Here is a 17,730-nt window from a genome sequence, read left to right as displayed (position 1 = left end):
GATATGTCGGATCTCTCCGAACACAGGCTTCCCGCAACGGCCGATTTCAGCGACACCGGCGCGCGGCCGGGCAATGTCGCGGCCATCATCAGCCGCATCGAAGATGCGGTCGTGGAAGAAACGGCCGCGATCCGCACCGACATCCACTTCGACATCAAGGCGTCGAACGCGCGCAAGAGCCGCTATCTCTATGAGCTGACCCGCGCCACCAAGGGCCTGGTCGAAGGCGAGTTCCCGAGCGAACTCAAGGTCGGCGTCGAGCGCCTGCGCGAGAAGCTGGTCGCCAATGAGCGTGCCATCCTCGCCCATCTCAGCGCGGTCAGCGAAGTCGCAGCCCTGCTCCGCGACGCCATCCAGCGGTCCGAAGCGGACGGCACCTACTCGGCCAACGAATTTGGATGGGCGCGGTGATCAAGTTCATCGCGGCGGCGTTGTGGATTGTCGCCGTGACCCTCGGCGCGGTCTTCTATTCGTTCCAGGCCGCCGCCAACCTGCCGGCAGATGAAGCGAAGCAGCCGATGTTCGGCGGCCTCGACTACGTCAAGACTGATGTGATCTCGGTGCCGTTGCTCGGTGGCGAGCGCGTGCACGGCTATTTCCTCACGCGCCTCGTCTACACCGTCGAGCCCAAGGAAGTCGCCAAGATGTCGGTGCCGATGGACGCGCTGCTCGTCGATCAGGTCTATTCTTATCTCTACGGCAACCCGCAGATCGACTTCACCCAGTACGACAAGCTTGACCTCGACGCCTTTCGCAACGGCATCCGCGACAGCATCAATGCGCGTATCGGTTCAAAGCTGGTGCATGAAGTGATGGTCGAGCAGATCGATTTCCTGACCCCCGGCGACGTCCGCGACAACGCAGTCCGCAAGCGCTCCGCTGCCGCTGACGCTGCGGCTCGGGAAGCGGAAAAGCCGGCAGAAGCAGCCCCGGTCTCGGCGCACTGACAGGCAGCTGTTTGGCTGCCTCAGTCGCCAGCCCGGTTGGCCCTCCATCAATTCAACGTTGACGTAAACGTCAACTGCCAGCTATAGGCAATACAGTCCTGTGACGCGGGCCGGCTCTGTCCGGATTGGTCCGGGGAGGCTGGCGCACAGCGCCTTTCAGGAAAGACCAGGAGAGAGCCATGAGCATTCAGGCAGTCGCAGACAAGATCAAGGCGAAGGTGGAGAGCGCAGGCTTCGACCGCTCGATCAAGTTCGACACCGGCAGCGACGGCGTCATCGTCATCGACGGCGCGACCATTTCGACGACCGACGCACCGGCCGATTGCACCATCAAGCTGTCGCTCGACGATCTTGAGTCGCTTGTTGCCGGCGACCTCAACCCGACGATGGCGTTCATGACCGGCAAGATCAAGGTCGAGGGCGACATGTCGGTCGCCATGGACCTGAGCCAGCTGCTCTAAGCCACCGCCAAAATCATTTGGAAAGGCCCGGTGTCACAACCGGGCCTTTTGCATTGGGATGGCATCGCGTCCGGATCCCAGCGGTCCCTGCCGCGTAATGCCCCCACAACAATTGGAGCCCACATCGCCCCGGTCAATGATTCGACCCGGAGTGTCATGTGAACCGAAATCGACTGATTGCCTTGGCCTCGACCCTGTGCGCGGCAATCCTCGCAGGCTGCGTGGACGACAGCTACGGCCCACCGCGCTGGGACGACACGCGCTACCCGCCGCGCCATGGCGGGGACTATCCGCGCTATCCACCGTTCGCCGAACCGATCGACTGCTCGCGCGACCCGGACCGGTATCGGCACCCCGACTGTTACGACAGGCGGCGGCCACGCCATGGCGATGACCGCTACTACATCAACGAGCAATGACGCGTAGAGCGCAGTGCCTCGCCGGGACACGGCGTTCAGCTGGCCCCAAAGCCCGACGTTGGAGTATGAAAGTGAAACGACGCCTCTCAGCAGTGGTGACGGCAATGCTCTGCGCGGCACTTCTAACCGGCTGCGGTTTCTTCGGAGAGCGCGACGGGGATCGGCCGCGAGCTCCGCGCCCGCACCTACCGAAGCAGCCATCGTTGGATTGCTCCTTGGATACAGCAATGGCGCTGTCGCCAACCTGTTTTCCACCGGCCCCAAGCCGCAGATTGGCTTGGGATTGATGTCACAAATCCCGGCCTCCGATCAGGCGGCGAGGCGCGCGCGTTCGGCCTTTAGCTTGCGACCGGCGGCCTTCAGCACGCCCCGGGTGCCATCAAGCGCGCCCGGCACAAGTTCGAGCGCCAGGAAGCGGTCGCGCTCGTAAGGTCCGGGCATCGCCAGAAAACCGGTCTTTTCGGCCGAGAAGCCGAAGCGCGCATAATAAGGCGCGTCGCCGACCAGAAGGATGGCGCTGTGGCCAAGACGGCCAGCTTCGGCAATCGCCTGGCGCATCAGCGCCGAACCGATGCCGCCGCTCTTCATCGACGGATCGACAGCGAGCGGCCCAAGCAGCAATGCCGCCGGACCGCCCTCGCCCAGGCGCACGTCCCACAGCCGGACCGTACCGACGACCGAGCCCTCGGCATTGCGCGCGATCAGCGCCAGGCCCTCGGAGGGGCGACGGCCCCGCCGCAGCTTCTCCGACGACTTCTTGCGCCGCTTGAGGCCCATGGCACGATCGAGCAGCGCTTCGCGCGGCGCAACGTCGGCAAAGGTTTCAGCCACGATGGTGAAGTCGGATGAGGAGTTGGTGATTTCTTTTTCGATATGCATGTCCGCGATCCTTCACGAGCGGAGAACTGTTCCACAAGCGAGCCCGTGCGGGCGCCGATGCGCCCGCGCCGGGATGATCTGATCGGCTCTAACGAGCCGTCAGATCACGTAGGATCGGAGAGGCTCGAAGCCGTTGAAGGCGACCGAAGAGTAGGTCGTCGTATACGCGCCGGTGCCCTCGATCAGCACCTCGTCGCCGATGGTCAGCGACAAGGGCAGCGGGTACGGCGTCTTTTCGTACATGACGTCGGCCGAGTCGCAGGTCGGGCCAGCGAGCACGCAAGGCGACTTCTCATCGGCATCACGCGCCGTCACGATCGGGTAGCGGATGGCTTCGTCCATCGTCTCGGCGAGACCGCCGAACTTGCCGATGTCGAGGAACACCCAGCGCACATTGTCGTTGTCGGCCTTCTTCGAAATCAAAACGACCTCGGACTTGATGACACCGGCATTGCCGACCATGCCACGACCCGGCTCGATGATCGTCTCGGGAATGTTGTTGCCGAAGTGCTTGGAGAGCGCCTCAAAGATCGCCTGGCCGTAGGCCTGGGCTGCCGGCACGTCGCGCAGATAGCGCGTCGGGAAGCCACCGCCCATATTGACCATGCCAAGCGTGATGCCTTCCGCGGCAAGAGCTGCGAACACCTGCTTGGCGTCGGCCAGAGCGCGGTCCCAGGCCGAGAGATCGACCTGCTGCGAACCGACATGGAACGACACGCCATAGGCGTCGAGCCCGAGCGACTTGGCACGGCGCAGCACGTCGACGGCCATTGGCGGCACGCAGCCGAACTTGCGCGACAAAGGCCATTCGGCACCTTCGCCATCGGTCAGGACACGGCAGAACACGCGGGCGCCGGGAGCGGCACGCGCGATCTTCTCCACCTCTTCGACGCTATCGACGGCAAACAGGCGGATGCCGAGCGCGAAAGCACGCGCGATATCGCGCTCCTTCTTGATGGTGTTGCCGAAGGAAATGCGCTCGGCCGGCGCGCCGGCATCCATGGCCATTTCGACTTCGGCGACCGAAGCGGTGTCGAAGGACGAGCCCATGCCAGCAAGCAGGCGCAGGATCTCAGGTGCCGGGTTTGCCTTCACCGCGTAATAGATCTTGGATTCCGGCATGGCCTTTTCGAAGGCGCGGAAATTGTCGCGCACGACATCGAGGTCGACGACGAGGCAGGGGCCGGACGGGCGTCGGGTGGCGAGGAAGTCGAGGATGCGCTGAGTGGCCATAGGTCTCTCCATCGCGCGGTCCTGCCGCGCAGAATCATCAAGCTGTGGGACGACCGTTCCCGGCCGCGGTATCCCACGGTGGACAAAGACATGACCGCTATTTGATGGAACCAGCCTGTGGAGACCCTGGAACCATAAATGCGCTTCACGCGGCGATGAACCTAGGCCAGCCCGGCTTCGGTTCGCTTTGTCTGCCTTGGCTTGGAAATGGGAGAACCCGTTCCGCACTGCCGGCAATGAAGGTGTGCCTCTTCAGTAACCCCGGCTTTTGGACAGCCGGAAGAGAACCAGAAAGGCCCGCACCGTCGTTGCTTCAAGGTGTCCTCGATTTGGCGGTTGGCCGCTGAACCGACTGGAGGGGTTAGCTCCAGTTACCTTACCGATTTCCTCGCCATTCGAGGGATCGGCGGACACCCACAGGCACGTGCGACTTTGGGCAAGCGGGGATATATGCACCGCGACTGTCACAATCAATTAAAATCTCATAGTGGGTTGAAAAAATTCAAACGTCGAACAATGCTGCGGACATCGTAAACAGGCTTCGAACAATGACTGGCACGTCCGGCCCTTTCAATGCGTTTCTCGACCTGCCTCAAGTGCCTGTTCCAAATGCGGAATCCGGCAACTTGGCGGGACTGCGGCTGGCCGTCAAGGACATCTATGATGTCGCCGGCTATGCAACCGGCTGCGGCAACCTGCAAAGGGCCGCGAGCGCTCATCCGGCCCCCAAAACGGCAAGCTCGATCCAAGTGCTTCTCGACGCGGGCGCGCGATTCGCCGGCAAGACCCAGACCGACGAACTTGCCTTCTCGCTGATGGGGCAAAACGCGCATTATCCCTACCCGGTCAATCCGGCGGCACCCGACCGCGTAACCGGGGGCTCGTCGTCGGGTTCGGCTGCGGCGGTGGCCGGCAAGCTTGCCGACATTGCGGTAGGTTCCGACACCGGCGGCTCGATCCGGGCACCGGCCAGCTTTTGCGGGCTGATCGGCCTGCGAACGACCCACCGCCTGATTTCGCTCGACGGCGCCATGAAGCTCTCGCCCAGCCTCGACACTTTCGGCTGGTTCGCAAAAGACATCGACACCTACGAGAAGGTGGCGAAGCTTTTGATCGGCAAGGACGCCCATCGCGGCGCGCTCGACCGGCCGCTGGCGCTCGACTGGCTCGACCAATTGCCAACAGGCCCTGCCGAGGCAGCCGAGTACAAGCGGATGCGCGGGCAGGCCGAGAGCGCTCTCGGTACGATTGCCGATGCAGTGCCCCTCACCTTCTCGCCCGACGAACTCTACTGGTGCTTCCGCAAGATCCAGGCCTACGAGGCCTGGCAGCAGCATGGCGCGTGGATCTCGTCTGCAGATCGTGGCCTTACGCCCGGCGTCAGGGACCGCTTCGAATTCGGCGCGAGCATTGAGGCGACTGCCTATCAGGCAGAGATCTCAAGGCGCGACGCCTTCCGCAAGGAACTGGGTATTTTGCTGGGCGAGGACGGCTTTCTGGTCATGCCGACGGTGCCTGGACCGGCCCCGCTGGCGAGCGGTTCACATGACGAGCTTTTGGCCTATCGCGAGCGTGCGCTGATGCTGCTTTGCCTGTCGGGCCTGTCGGGTTTCCCGCAGATCACGCTGCCCATCGGCACTGTCGACGGCGCGCCCTTCGGCCTGTCGTTGCTCGGCCCCGCCGGCAGCGACCTCGCGCTGATTGCGCTCGCACGCAAGATACTCAAGACTGCATCAAAGGACTGACCGCATGGACACGCTGACCCGGATGCGCGCCTTCATCGACGTGGTCGAGGCCGAAGGCTTTTCGGCCGCCGCGCGCAAGATCGGCCGGTCGAAGGCGCTTTTGTCCAAATATGTACGCGAGCTCGAAGACGAGCTCGGCGCGCTGCTGCTCAACCGTACGACCAGGCAGTTCTCGCTGACGGAAGCCGGTCATACCTACTACCGCCGCGCCTCCGAGATCATCCGTGAGGTCGACAGCCTGGCCGATGCGGTACGTGAATCCTCTGGCGATGTGCGCGGCCGCGTCAAGCTGTCGGCACCACGCACCTTTGCCGACGCGCCGATCGGCCAGTCGCTGATCGATTTCGCCAAGGCGCACCCCGACATCGTGCTCGAAATCCATCTCGATGATCGTTTCGTTGATCTCGTCGAGGAGGGCTTCGACCTGGCGATCCGCATTTCACGACTGGAGAACTCGTCCTTGATCGCGCGCCGGCTGGCCCCGTTCGGGATCAGGGTCTGTGCCTCGCCGGAACTGATCGAAAAGCACGGCATACCAAAGCGCCCGGCGGACCTCGCCGGCTTGCCCTGCATCATCGACACCAATGGTCGCTATCTCTCGAACTGGCCGTTCGCCAGCGACACTGGCGACGCGATAACCGTCTCGGTGTCAGGGCCGATGGAAGTCAACAGCCCTATGGCCGCGCGTGCGGCGGCAGTTGCGGGGCTCGGCTTCGCCATGTTGCCCGACTTCATCGCCGCACCCGAGATCGAGGCCGGCCGACTGGTGCCGGTGCTCGACGATCGCCTGCTCAGCGGTGCCGGCATCTTCGCCGTCTACCCGCATCGCCGCTATCTGCCGGCGAAGATCCGCGTCTTCGTCGACTTCCTGGTGCAGTGGTTCAAGACGAACCCCAGCGACCATTCGACATAATCGTGGGACGCGTCCCACTTTTGCCCGGTTTCTGATAATTGTCGGCATCACCCAAAGCGCGGGACCGTCAGTGTTATGATTCTGAAAACGTCAACGACGATGCTGGCGACAGCTGCGGCGGTTTTGCTGGCCATGACCGTGCCGGCAAGCGTTCACCCGCACGTCTTTGCCGAGGCCCGGCTCGATGTCGTGCTCAATCCCGACAATACGGTGAAATCGCTCAGGCATCTGTGGCGTTTCGACGACCTGTTTTCGAGCACCGTCTTGATGGAATTCGACAAGAATTCCGACCTCAAGCTCGACGACACCGAGCTGGCCGAGGTGTCGAAGACAGTGTTCGAGTCGATTGGCGAATACAATTACTTCCAGGTCGTCACCGTCGACGGCAAGGACATAGCGATGAAGCCGCCGGCCAATCTGATTGCCAATTTCGAGGATCAGCAACTCATCATCCTGTTTGAGACCGAGCCGAAAGAGCCGCTGAAGCTCGCCGGCAAGATCGATTTCGGCGTCTACGATCCGACCTTCTACACAGCGATCGATTTCACCGACGACTCCAACCTGACCGTCGCCGACCTGCCCTCGATCTGTACGAAACAGGTCGTCCGCCCCGATCCGGATGAAGCTCTCGCGCAGAACCAGTCCAAGCTGACCGAGGCTTTCTTCAACGATCCATCGGGCACCGACATGAGCAAGATTTTTGCCACGCGCCTGGAATTGAACTGCCAAGCCAAGGGGTGATGCAGTGAAGAAGATAACGATCCGCCTGGTGTTCGCGCTTTTGGCGCTCAGCTACGTGCTCAGCCATTTTGCCCTCCAGGCCCATGCCCAGAGTTCCCTTGGCATCGGCACCAACGAGGCCGTGGTGCCTTCGACCGGTCTGTTTTCCGGTGCGCTCAACTGGATCAATGTGCATCAGCAGCAATTCTACCGCTCGCTGACCGGCTCGCTGAAGGCGATGCGCGATGGCCAGAGCGGTGGCGTCTGGCTGCTTGTCGGCCTGTCCTTCGCCTACGGCATTTTCCATGCCGCCGGGCCCGGCCACGGCAAGGCGGTGATCTCGTCCTACATGCTCGCCAACGAAGTGGCGTTGCGCCGTGGCGTCATGCTGTCTTTCGTCTCGGCTTTCCTTCAGGGCGCCACCGCCGTCGTCTTGATGACGCTGGTGTTCCTCGTTTTGCGCGGCACGTCGGTGTCGATGACCAAGGCGACCTGGTTCCTGGAGACGGTGAGCTATGCGCTGATCGCCGCCTTCGGCGCCTGGCTGCTGTGGAAGAAGCTCAGGCCGATGGCATTCGGCTTCGCTGGCGCGGCCCCGGTTCACAGCCTGTCGGCCGCCCATGCCCATTCGCATGATCACGACGACCATGACCATGACCACGCCAATTGCGGCCATGATCACTCACACGACCATCATGGCCACGCGCATCATCACGACCATGGCCACCACGCTCACGCCGCTGGCGAAGTCTGCTCGACCTGCGGCCATTCGCATGCGCCGGACCCCAAGATGCTCGAAGGCAAGCATTTCGACTGGCGCACCGCGTGGTCGGCGGTCGCAGCCGTCGGCATCCGCCCCTGCTCCGGCGCACTCATCGTGCTCAGCTTCGCTTTCCTCAACGGCTTATGGATGGGTGGCATCCTGTCGGTCTTCGCCATGGCGCTGGGAACGGCGATCACCGTCTCGACGCTGGCGGTACTTGCGGTGACGGCCAAGAACTGGGCCGTGGCGATTGCCGGCGACGGACGAGCCGGAAACCGCGTCCACAATGTCATCGAGATCGGCGGCGCGGCACTCGTCATGCTGCTTGGCCTGGCATTGCTGGCGGCAAGTCTGAGCGCTTAGGGTGCGTTCAATTACCCGGAAATGATTTGCAGGCACGCGCCTGCAACCGCACGCCTTGTCTCGGCGCAAAAGAAATCCGCCCTGGAGTTGCGGCTGCCAGGGCGGAATTCATCGAACCACGTCTTGCGTGGCGTCGAATATTACATCGTGGTCTTCTTGGGAGCAGCAGCCGTCGTGCTGTGCTTCTTGTGCTTCTTGGTGGTCTTCTTGTGGGTCGGCTTCTTATGAGCAACCTTCTTCACCGTCGGTGCTTTCGCGGTCGTCGCGCCGGCAGCAGCCGGAGCCGTGTAGCCAGCAGCACTTGCGGAGCTAACGCCGAGCACGGGAGCGGAGAAGGCCAGAGCAACGGCCAGGCCGAGAGCGGACAGGAGGGTCTTGTTGGTGTTCATAATCGGTTTCCTTTGCACAAGGGCCTGGTTTGAGTTGGCCGATCAGGGTTCGATCGGCTGCACTCCAAGCATCTTCAGTGCTGTCGCATAGGCGCGGATGCCCTGGGCCTGCTGTTTGCCGGCACAGAATTTCATCGCCTTTTTCTGAAGAGCTTTCGCTTCGGCGGCCCGTTTTGCCTCAGCGTGTTCGGTGATTTCGGACGCAAACTGCTGTTGCAGCCGGTCGCAACGTTCGGTTCTGCTGATCGTCCCCTTTGATTGCGGCTGGGTGCCGGTCGCGCCGAGCGACAAGGCTGCAAGCAGAACGATCGTCGAACTGGTTACAAGCTTTCGCATGTCGTTTCCGGAACCCGTGGTTAAGCAACACGGCTGTTATCGCGGATCGACTTGTCGGGTATTTTTCCGCTTTGCAGAGTTTTGTTTCTGGATTGTAACTGCCGAATTCGGTGCGCGGCGTTCCTCGTTCGCTGGTCAAATCAGCGCCAGGACCTTATTTTGCCAAGGTCCTGGCCGATCCCCACTCAGCGCAACAGCGGAAGCAAATGAATTGAAAGCCGACGCCCACATTCTGATCGTCGACGACGACAAGGAAATCCGCGACCTGCTTCAGGAATTTTTCCAAAAGCATGGCATGCGTGTATCGACGGCCCGCGACGACGATGAGATGCAGGCAGCACTTCGCCGCGCGCCTGTCGACCTGATCATCCTCGACGTCATGCTGCCGGGCAAAAGCGGTCTCGACATCTGCCGCGATCTGCGCACCCACTCCAAGATACCGATCATCATGCTGACGGCGGTGACCGAGACGATCGACCGCGTCGTCGGGTTGGAGATGGGCGCCGACGACTACGTGCCGAAGCCCTTCGACCCCCGCGAATTGCTTGCACGCGCCCGCGCCGTGCTGCGTCGGCCGAGCACCGCGGGTGCGGCCCATCGCCCGATGCCCCAGGTCTACAAATTCGCCGGCTGGACGCTCGATGCTTCACGGCGCAGGCTGCTCAGGCCCGACGACGTGCGGGTCGAACTGACCACCGCCGAATTCAACCTGCTCCACACATTGGTGAGAAGCGCGCAGCGTGTATTGAGTCGCGAGCAACTGGTGGAACTGTCCAACCAGAACGGCGACTATAGCTACGACCGCAGCGTCGACATCCTGGTCAGCCGCCTGCGGCGCAAGATGGAAGACGATCCGCGTTCACCCAAGCTGGTGCTGACAGTACGCGGCGGCGGCTATCAATTCGTACCCGAGGTAACAGCCGAATGAGATGGCTCCTGCCGCGGTCGCTGCCGGCCTGGGTCCTGCTGATCGTCATTGCCGGGCTGCTGGCCATCATGGTTTCGACGCTGTCCATCGTCTCGCGCGAGCGCGTCGCGTCAAACAATGTGCTTGACCTGCTCAGGCTCAACGACCGGGCGCTGTCGCTGACCAAGCTGATGTATGCCGAACAACCGGCCGATCGCACCCGCATAGCCGCCGGACTTTCGGTACCGCCGCATGTACTTAACACGTCGGATGAGCCTGCGATCACCTCGTCGATCCCGGCCGACGACGACATGGCCGAGCTCGAAGACATCATCGTTGGCCGGTTGTCGAAATACGGCGTCGAGGAAGCGCGGGTGCGGCGCGAGACGGCAAAGGCACGGCCCAGCCAGAATTCGACACAACCAGACGAGAGCATGGGCAGCGTCGAGAAGGAACTTGTCGACCTGTCCTCCGACTTCACCAACTCCGACACCTTGGTCGCATCGATCGAGTTCAAGGACGGCCAGTGGCTCAATTTCACCATGCAGGCCACACCGCTCAGTCCCATTCTCAACGCAGATAGCCTGCCACTCTACGGGTCGGTCGCAGCCCTTGTCGTTGTGCTGTCGATGTGGGCGCTGCGCCGGCTGACCGCGCCGTACCGGGCGCTCGAAAGTGCCGTCCGGCGTATCGGCGAGGATCTGAAAAGCCCGCCGCTACCAGAATGGGGCAGCAGCGAATACAAATCCGCTGCCCGCGCGGTGAACACCATGCAGTCGCGCCTGCGCGAATATGTCGAGGACCGCGAACTGCTTGCCGCAGCCCTCGCCCATGATCTGAGGACTCCGCTGACGCGCATCCGCCTGCGCCTCGAACTGCTGCGTAATTCTCCGTTGCGCACAGCGCTGATGAACAACCTGGCCGACATCGAGGCGATCTCGGCTTCGGTTCTCGACTTCGCCACTTTCGAAGCCAAGGGCGAGACATCCGAGCGGATTGATTTCTGGTCGCTTGTCGACTCGATCGCCGACGGCAATCCGCATGTCGTTTTCAACGGCGCCCGCGCCCATGCCCGAGGCCTGACCTGCTACGGCCAGGCCATCGCGCTGCGCCGATGCGTGATGAACCTCGTCGACAATGCCGTGAAATATGGCGGCAAGGCGCGCCTTGCCTTGTCGCGCGACGCGGGCCGCATCCTGCTGACCATCGACGATTCCGGACCGGGCATTCCCGAGGCCCAGATGGAGACGATCTTCCGGCCGTTTACCCGTCTTGAAGCTTCGCGCAACCGCCAGACCGGCGGTTTTGGGCTAGGTCTGACGATCGCCCGCAACATCGCCCGCCGCTTTGGCGGCGACGTGACGCTCCAGAACCGGGCCGACGGCAGCGGCTTGCGCGCGGAGTTGACGATCCCGCTGGCCGAAGCGGTACAACCGCTGCCGGCAAAATAGATTCAGTTGCCGTTCCGGCGCTGGCTGCGTCCTCGCAGCCAAAACACGCCGAAGAATCCGAGCACGAAGAGCACCCCAACGATGCCGGCGGCGACCGTCGAATAATTGCCGACTGCCAGCATGATCTTCGGCAGGAAGAACGCGGCAACGCCGAAAATGATCATGATGCAGGCAGCGGCGACGGCGGCTTGGCGGGTTTTGGTGTCCATCGGCGAGGCCTCAGATTTCTGATGTTGCGGGTTCAAGGCCCGGAGAAGCTGAACGTCATAGCGCTCGCCGGTCCATCAGCCAACGCACCGACGCCGGTTCCTTTGTCGCATGCGCGTTCCAACCGACGCCGGCAGGTATGTCAGGCACCGAATTCGGCGCGGAAATCCTCAAGCTTGCGTTTCTGCTGGCCTGCGGCGTCGAAATTCGCAGGATCGAGCCAGGCTTCGTAGGCTTGCTTCAGTGCCGGCCATTCCTTGTCGATGATCGAATACCATGCCGTGTCGCGGTTTTCGCCCTTGGCGACCATGTGCTGGCGGAAGATGCCCTCGAACTTGAAGCCGAAACGTTCAGCGGCACGCTTGGACGGCTCGTTGCCGTTGTTGCACTTCCATTCGTAGCGGCGATAGCCGAGCTCGAAGATGTAGCGCGCAAACAGGAACTGCGCCTCGGTCGCCGCCGGCTTGCGGGAGATGACATCGCTCCAGTAGATGTTGCCGATCTCGATGACGCCGTGGGCCGGATCGATGCGCATCAGCGTCTGGCGTCCGGCCATCTTGCCGCTCGCCTTGTCGATGACGACGAAAAACAGCGGATCCTCGCTCGCCGCCGACTTGTCGAGCCAGGGCTGGAACGCGGCGCGGGTCTGCGGCTTGGTGTCGAACAGCCAGCGGAAGCGGCCCTCGGCATCCTCGGCGGTCGCCATATCGAACAGCCGTTCACCGTGTTTTGCCGCATCGAGCGGTTCGAGGCAGACGTAACGTCCGTCGAGCACGATGCGCTCGGGGCGCGGGCGCGGCTTCCAGTCCTGCAGATTGTCGGTCAACGATCTCTCCAATTCGTTTGACATGGCCGCTTCGACCCTCGCAAAAATACAAAGTCACCGAAAGAACCAGACGGATTGCCGGAATGCTCCAAACGGTTGCCGCCTTCGACCGCCTCGGCGAAGAAAACGCATTTGCCGTTCTGGCCCGCGCCACGGCACTTCTCCATGAGGGGCGCGACATCGTCAATCTCGGCATCGGCCAGCCGGATTTCCGTACGCCCGAGCATATCGTCGAAGCGGCGATCAAGGCATTGCGCGACGGCCATCACGGCTACACACCCGCCAACGGCCTTTTGGCGACACGCGAGGCGGTGGTGCGGCGAACGCTGACGACGACAGGCGTCGAAGTGTCGCCCGAAAGCGTGATGATCATGCCGGGCGGCAAGCCGACGATGTTCGCCGCGATCCTGATGTTCGGCGAGCCGGGCACGGAGATCCTCTATCCCGACCCCGGCTTTCCGATCTATCGCTCGATGATCGAGTTCACTGGAGCAACCCCGGTGCCGGTGCCGATGCGCGAGACCAATGGCTTTGCCTTTTCGGCCGAGGAAACGCTTTCGCTGATCACGCCCAGGACGCGGCTTTTGATCCTCAATTCACCCGCCAACCCGACAGGTGGGGTAACGCCGCGCATGGAGATCGCCAAGCTGGTCAAGGGGCTGGAAGCCCATCCGCATGTCGCTGTTATGTCGGACGAAATCTACGACGTCATGACCTATGACGGCGAGCAACACACCTCGCTGCTGAGCTTTCCTGAAATCCGCGACAGGCTGATCGTGCTCAACGGATGGTCCAAGACCTGGGCGATGACCGGCTGGCGCATGGGCTGGTCGATCTGGCCGAATGGACCGGAAAGCGGCAATCTCTACGACAAGGTGCGCAAGCTCGCTGTCAATTGCTGGTCATGCGTCAACGCGCCGAGCCAGTTTGCCGGCATCGCCGCGATCGACGGCCCGCAAGACGACGTCGACAAGATGATGCGGGCCTTCGACAGGCGCCGCAAGATTGTCGTCGAAGGGCTGAATACGATTCCTGGCATTTCCTGCATCACGCCGAAGGGTGCCTTCTATGCCTTCCCCAACGTCGAAAAGACCGGCTGGAAAGCCAAGAAGCTCGCCTCGGCACTGCTGGAGGAAGCCGGAGTGGCCCTGATCGGCGGACCGGACTTCGGCATCCTTGGCGAAGGCTATATCAGGCTGTCTTACGCCAACTCCGAAGAAAACATCCTGCGCGCGCTGGAGCGCATCGAGGCGTTTTTGGCGAAGTGACCGGGCGCTTCACCCGCGCCCGACATACGGCATCTTGGTCGCCATCACGGTCATGAACAGCACGTTGGCGTCGAGCGGCAGGCTGGCCATGTAGACCACCGCCTCGGCGACACGGGCAACGTCCATCACCGCCTCCGCCGCGATCGAGCCGTCGGCCTGCTGCACGCCGATTGTCATGGGCACCGCCATCTCGGTCAGCGCGTTGCCGATGTCGATCTGGCCACAGGCGATGTCGAAGGGTCGGCCATCGAGCGCCAGCGTCTTGGTGAGGCCGGTGATGGCGTGTTTGGTGGCCGTATAGGGCACCGATCCGGGGCGCGGCGCATGGGCGGAGACGGAGCCGTTGTTGATGATGCGGCCACCCATCGGCTCCTGTCTGCGCATCGCGGCGAAGGCCGCACGTGAACACAGGAATGTGCCGGTGAGATTGACAGCGACGACCTCGTGCCAGGCTTCGACCGGGATCTCGTCGATGGTCGACGCCTTGTAGCCCATGCCGGCATTGTTGAAGAGCAGATCGACCCGGCCGAAGGCCTCGCTGATGGTCTCGAACATGTCGTCGACCTGCTCGGGCCTGGTGACGTCGCAAACGACGGCCAGCGCCTTGGCGTCGGTCTTGCCGGCGTCGCGGATCGCTTCATCCAGCACATGCTTGCTGCGGCCGCAAAAAACAGTGTTCCAGCCATCGTGGAGCAATGCGGTCGCCACCGCCTTGCCGATGCCCTTGCCGGCACCTGTGACCACAGCGACCCTGTTGCTTGCCATGATGAAGCCCTCCCCCGCACATGAGCAATCGCCGGCGGACGATCCTTCGTAGCGGCTTCAATTCTAGAGCGCCGCTCGAAGCAAAACCAGCTTGGTTTTGCTTGATAATGCATGAGGTGATGTCGAGAAAAGCCACACAAAAAGGGCGGTCATTGGCGACCGCCCAGTTTTAAATCGAACCGTGCTTGGGAGGAGGAGAGCCGATCCGAATGAGAAAAGGATGCGCCTGGTCGGTTAACAAATCCTTAACGCGAAAAACCGCCTTTTAGCGGCTTTCGGCACCCCGCCCCGCAACCGCTACCAGCGCGGATTGACCTGCGGATTGGCTGAGGCCTCGACCGGCACCTTGATGCTCGAAATGGTTGCCTCGACGTGGTCGACCAGCGCGTCCGGCAGCTGGAGCCGGCCGGCGAGCAGATCGAGATAACCGCGCTCGGCGCGGGTGTCGGGATCGATCGCGAGGCGCGAGGCGGTGTAGAGCTCGACCTTCTGCGCATCGGTCTGCGCGGCGGCGACGATCGCGTCGAGGTCCAGCGGCGCATCGAGTTCAGCCTGCAGAAACTGCGCAGCCTCCGAACCGATGCCCGACAGGCTGAGCCTGTCGCCGATCTTCTTGCGCTCGGCGTCGTCGATGTGGCCGTCGGCCTTGGCGGCCGCGATCATGGCGCGGATCAGCGTCAGCGCGAATTCGGTCTCGCCCTGCGGTGCCTGGGCTGGATGGAAAGAATTATCCGCCGGTGGCGGCAGCAGCTGCGGCTCGGCATTAGGGGCGGCGGCAGTGGCATCGGGCGCATTGCCGGCCTTGTAGTTCTGGTAGGCTTTATAGGCGAGGCCACCGATTGCGGCGAGACCGCCGACCTTGAGTGCGGTGCCCGCGACCTGGCGGCCGGTGCCGGTGCCAAGCAGCACGGCGACCAGTGCGCCTGCGGCGAGCGGATTGTCCTTGGCGAGTTGGGTCGCCTGCCCTGCCTTGTCGCGCACGGTGGAACCGGTGCCGGGGATCGTGGAGCCGAGGAGATCGTCGAGCAGCTTCTTGGGATCGAACATGGGTGCCTCCGGTTGGGAATGACGGGTCGCCGTGAGGTAGGCGGACGAAGGCGACATTACAATGACATCAGCCAATTTGGCGAGGCCGTCGGAGGCCGAAGGTTAACTGCCGATGTGAGGTGATGTGCCGCGTTTTTCGGCGAGCTCGACCTGCTTGTGGCGCTCGGCGTAGCGGGCGCGGTCCTCTTCGCTGCGGGCGTCATGGCAATGCGGGCACGAAACGCCCGATACAAATTTCGGCGACAACAGCTCTTCCGGCATCAGCGGATGCCGGCAGGCGCGGCACAGCTCGGCTTCGCCGACGGCCAGGCCATGGGAAACCGACACGCGCTCGTCGAAGACGAAGCACTCGCCTTGCCACAGGCTCTCTTCGGCCGGCACCTCTTCGAGATATTTGAGGATGCCGCCCTTGAGATGGAAGACATCGTCGATGCCGAGCGACTTCACATAGGCGGTGGCCTTTTCGCAGCGAATGCCGCCGGTGCAGAACATCGCCACCTTGCGACCTTCGAGCTCGCTGCGATGGTTTTCGACCCAGGCCGGGAACTCGCGGAAACTCTTGGTCTGCGGGTCAACCGCGCCGGAGAACGTGCCGATCGACACTTCATAGTCGTTGCGGGTGTCGACAACGATGGTGTCGGGATCGGAGATGAGCGCGTTCCACGCATCAGGCTCGACATAGGCGCCAACACTGGCGAGCGGGTCGATGCCCTCGACCCCCATGGTGACGATCTCGCTCTTGAGCCGCACCTTCATGCGGTGGAACGGCATTTCGTCGGCTGCGCTGTACTTGACCTCGAGCCCGGTGAACTCAGGCATGGCTTCGAGATGGGCGATCAGTTCGGCGATCGCCTCTTTTGTGCCAGCGACAGTACCGTTGATGCCTTCGCGGGCGAGCAGCAGAGTGCCCTTGATACCACGGGCGCAGCAGAAGGCGGCGATCGGCGCGCGCAAGGCTTCGAAACCCTCGAGTCGACAGAAGCGGTAGAGGGCGGCAACGCGGAAACGGGGCTCAGGCGTGGAAAGATTCATGGCGAGAGCCCCTAGCGCCTTGGCTCGCAATTTTCAATGCAATGCGGAAAGCCAAACGATTACAGATAGTTCCTGATTCGTCATGACGGCCATAACGGACCGGATGCAAATATATTTATCCACGCCTGCCAAAGTCGGGCGACAATCGCACCGACGAAAGGGAGTGCCAGGCGCATGTTCAGCAAGCAGACGGCAACGGAAATCGAAAAGGCGGCCAGGGAGTTCGGGCTCGAACCGGCGGCATTGCTTGCCATCGCCGAAATCGAGAGTGCTGGCCAGGTGTTTGCCAAGATCGATGGCCGAAACGAGCCGCTGATCCGCTTCGAGGGCCATTATTTCGACCGCAGGCTTTCCGGCGACAAGCAAGACAGGGCGCGGGCGGCTGGCCTTGCCTCGCCGACGGCAGGCGCGGTCGCCAACCCGCGCGCCCAGGCGGCACGCTGGCAGATGCTCGAACAGGCAGCTGAAATCGACCACCAGGCGGCCTTTGAGTCGACCTCGTGGGGCCTCGGCCAGGTGATGGGCGCGCATTGGCTATGGCTCGGCTTCGACAATGTCGACGGGCTGGTCAACGAGGCGCGTTCGGGCGCCGCCGGCCAGGCGCGATTGATGGCGCGTTACATCGAAAAGGCAGGCCTCACCGACGCGCTCAACGGGCATGACTGGGAGGCAGTCGGCCACGGCTACAACGGCCCCGGCTTCCGCAAGAACGCCTATCACCTCAAGCTGGCGGAGGCATACCAGCGCCAGATCGACGGCCCTGGCCCCGGCGACCGGCTGATGACGGTCGGCTCGCGCGGCGAGTTGGTGACCGAGCTTCAGGAAACGCTCGTCGCCCTGGGCTACTCGGTCGACACGGACGGCATCTTCGGTCCGGGCACGGCGGCTGCGGTCAAGAAGTTCCAGAGAGATCACGGCCTTGCCGCTGATGGCATTGCCGGCGAACTCACGCAGGCCGCCCTCAACAAGGCGATGCGACCGGCAGGCGGATTTTGGTCGAGGCTGAAAGCTTGGCTGGCGCGGCTTTTCGGCGGATCGTAGAGTGCCGCGCGGCAGGTC

21 protein-coding genes are annotated in these 17,730 nt (G+C 62.7%); 12 read left to right on the top strand and 9 right to left on the bottom strand.

Features of this window, described 5'->3' with window-relative positions; all coding sequences use genetic code 11:
• The first annotated feature begins 3 nt into the window (after positions 1–3).
• The 4 genes from AC1RTB_RS08500 (at position 4) to AC1RTB_RS08485 (ending at position 1,827) form a co-directional block, all read left to right on the top strand.
• Complete coding sequence (locus tag AC1RTB_RS08500; RefSeq protein ID WP_492877975.1) at positions 4–411, top strand: hypothetical protein; 408 nt, start codon at positions 4–6, stop codon at positions 409–411.
• Complete coding sequence (locus tag AC1RTB_RS08495) at positions 399–947, top strand: hypothetical protein (RefSeq protein ID WP_492877977.1); 549 nt, start codon at positions 399–401, stop codon at positions 945–947. Before AC1RTB_RS08500 ends, AC1RTB_RS08495 begins: the two co-directional genes overlap by 13 nt.
• A gap of 125 nt (positions 948–1,072) precedes the next feature.
• Positions 1,073–1,408, top strand: coding sequence for an SCP2 sterol-binding domain-containing protein (locus tag AC1RTB_RS08490; protein WP_492877979.1), 336 nt, complete (start codon positions 1,073–1,075; stop codon positions 1,406–1,408).
• Between the two features lie 158 nt (positions 1,409–1,566).
• Complete coding sequence (locus AC1RTB_RS08485) at positions 1,567–1,827, top strand: hypothetical protein (protein WP_492877981.1); 261 nt, start codon at positions 1,567–1,569, stop codon at positions 1,825–1,827.
• Between the two features lie 309 nt (positions 1,828–2,136).
• Here AC1RTB_RS08485 and AC1RTB_RS08480 read toward each other — a convergent pair whose 3' ends face one another.
• Entirely contained in the window at positions 2,137–2,706 is a 570-nt protein-coding gene (locus AC1RTB_RS08480) for a GNAT family N-acetyltransferase (protein WP_492877983.1), read from the bottom strand.
• A gap of 99 nt (positions 2,707–2,805) precedes the next feature.
• On the bottom strand, positions 2,806–3,939 hold the full coding sequence (gene odc2, locus AC1RTB_RS08475; protein WP_492877985.1) for an ornithine/lysine decarboxylase: 1,134 nt from the start codon (positions 3,937–3,939) through the stop codon (positions 2,806–2,808).
• A gap of 548 nt (positions 3,940–4,487) precedes the next feature.
• Here odc2 and AC1RTB_RS08470 point away from each other — a divergent pair.
• The 4 genes from AC1RTB_RS08470 (at position 4,488) to AC1RTB_RS08455 (ending at position 8,443) form a co-directional block, all read left to right on the top strand.
• Positions 4,488–5,684 (top strand): amidase, encoded by a 1,197-nt coding sequence (locus AC1RTB_RS08470; protein ID WP_492877987.1) that lies wholly within the window; start codon positions 4,488–4,490, stop codon positions 5,682–5,684.
• 4 nt (positions 5,685–5,688) lie between these two features.
• Positions 5,689–6,597, top strand: a complete 909-nt coding sequence (locus AC1RTB_RS08465) for a LysR family transcriptional regulator (protein ID WP_492877989.1) — start codon at positions 5,689–5,691, stop codon at positions 6,595–6,597.
• A 75-nt stretch (positions 6,598–6,672) separates the two neighbouring features.
• The gene (locus AC1RTB_RS08460; protein WP_492877991.1) at positions 6,673–7,338 is read left to right on the top strand and encodes a DUF1007 family protein; all 666 of its coding nucleotides are present in this window, start codon (positions 6,673–6,675) and stop codon (positions 7,336–7,338) included.
• 4 nt (positions 7,339–7,342) lie between these two features.
• Positions 7,343–8,443 (top strand): nickel/cobalt transporter, encoded by a 1,101-nt coding sequence (locus AC1RTB_RS08455; protein ID WP_492877993.1) that lies wholly within the window; start codon positions 7,343–7,345, stop codon positions 8,441–8,443.
• 140 nt (positions 8,444–8,583) lie between these two features.
• On the opposite strand, the gene AC1RTB_RS08450 is transcribed toward AC1RTB_RS08455, so the two are convergent.
• The gene (locus tag AC1RTB_RS08450) at positions 8,584–8,832 is read right to left on the bottom strand and encodes a hypothetical protein (protein ID WP_492877994.1); all 249 of its coding nucleotides are present in this window, start codon (positions 8,830–8,832) and stop codon (positions 8,584–8,586) included.
• Positions 8,833–8,874: 42 nt separating this feature from the next.
• The gene (locus AC1RTB_RS08445; protein WP_492877995.1) at positions 8,875–9,168 is read right to left on the bottom strand and encodes a hypothetical protein; all 294 of its coding nucleotides are present in this window, start codon (positions 9,166–9,168) and stop codon (positions 8,875–8,877) included.
• A 211-nt stretch (positions 9,169–9,379) separates the two neighbouring features.
• Between AC1RTB_RS08445 and AC1RTB_RS08440 the strand changes: the two genes are divergently transcribed.
• Positions 9,380–10,096 (top strand): response regulator, encoded by a 717-nt coding sequence (locus AC1RTB_RS08440; RefSeq protein ID WP_492877997.1) that lies wholly within the window; start codon positions 9,380–9,382, stop codon positions 10,094–10,096.
• Positions 10,093–11,526, top strand: coding sequence for an ATP-binding protein (locus AC1RTB_RS08435; RefSeq protein WP_492877999.1), 1,434 nt, complete (start codon positions 10,093–10,095; stop codon positions 11,524–11,526). The genes AC1RTB_RS08440 and AC1RTB_RS08435 overlap by 4 nt, the downstream gene beginning before the upstream one ends.
• Before the next feature lie 2 nt (positions 11,527–11,528).
• Here AC1RTB_RS08435 and AC1RTB_RS08430 read toward each other — a convergent pair whose 3' ends face one another.
• Entirely contained in the window at positions 11,529–11,735 is a 207-nt protein-coding gene (locus AC1RTB_RS08430; RefSeq protein ID WP_492878000.1) for a hypothetical protein, read from the bottom strand.
• A 140-nt stretch (positions 11,736–11,875) separates the two neighbouring features.
• Positions 11,876–12,559: a GNAT family N-acetyltransferase gene (locus AC1RTB_RS08425; protein ID WP_492878002.1), complete on the bottom strand. Its 684-nt coding sequence runs from the start codon at positions 12,557–12,559 to the stop codon at positions 11,876–11,878.
• A gap of 83 nt (positions 12,560–12,642) precedes the next feature.
• Here AC1RTB_RS08425 and AC1RTB_RS08420 point away from each other — a divergent pair, with 83 nt between their 5' ends.
• Complete coding sequence (locus tag AC1RTB_RS08420) at positions 12,643–13,827, top strand: pyridoxal phosphate-dependent aminotransferase (RefSeq protein ID WP_492878004.1); 1,185 nt, start codon at positions 12,643–12,645, stop codon at positions 13,825–13,827.
• Between the two features lie 9 nt (positions 13,828–13,836).
• Here the strand turns inward: AC1RTB_RS08420 and AC1RTB_RS08415 are convergent, their stop codons facing one another.
• The 3 genes from AC1RTB_RS08415 to trhO form a co-directional block, all read right to left on the bottom strand.
• Entirely contained in the window at positions 13,837–14,592 is a 756-nt protein-coding gene (locus AC1RTB_RS08415) for an SDR family oxidoreductase (protein WP_492878006.1), read from the bottom strand.
• 297 nt (positions 14,593–14,889) lie between these two features.
• Positions 14,890–15,639 carry a tellurite resistance TerB family protein gene (locus tag AC1RTB_RS08410; protein ID WP_492878008.1) on the bottom strand — a complete coding sequence of 250 codons (750 nt, stop codon included), beginning with the start codon at positions 15,637–15,639 and terminating at the stop codon, positions 14,890–14,892.
• 102 nt (positions 15,640–15,741) lie between these two features.
• Positions 15,742–16,671: an oxygen-dependent tRNA uridine(34) hydroxylase TrhO gene (gene trhO / locus AC1RTB_RS08405; protein ID WP_492878010.1), complete on the bottom strand. Its 930-nt coding sequence runs from the start codon at positions 16,669–16,671 to the stop codon at positions 15,742–15,744.
• Positions 16,672–16,845: 174 nt separating this feature from the next.
• Between trhO and AC1RTB_RS08400 the strand changes: the two genes are divergently transcribed.
• A complete protein-coding gene (locus tag AC1RTB_RS08400; protein WP_492878012.1) occupies positions 16,846–17,712 on the top strand; it encodes an N-acetylmuramidase domain-containing protein in 867 nt (288 codons plus the stop codon).
• The last annotated feature ends 18 nt before the right edge of the window (positions 17,713–17,730 follow it).

The organism is Aminobacter sp. GW821-FHT11F06 (assembly GCF_058808215.1).
The sequence above is the reverse complement of the archived record's forward strand: the minus strand, read 5'-3'. Positions and strand labels throughout refer to the sequence as shown.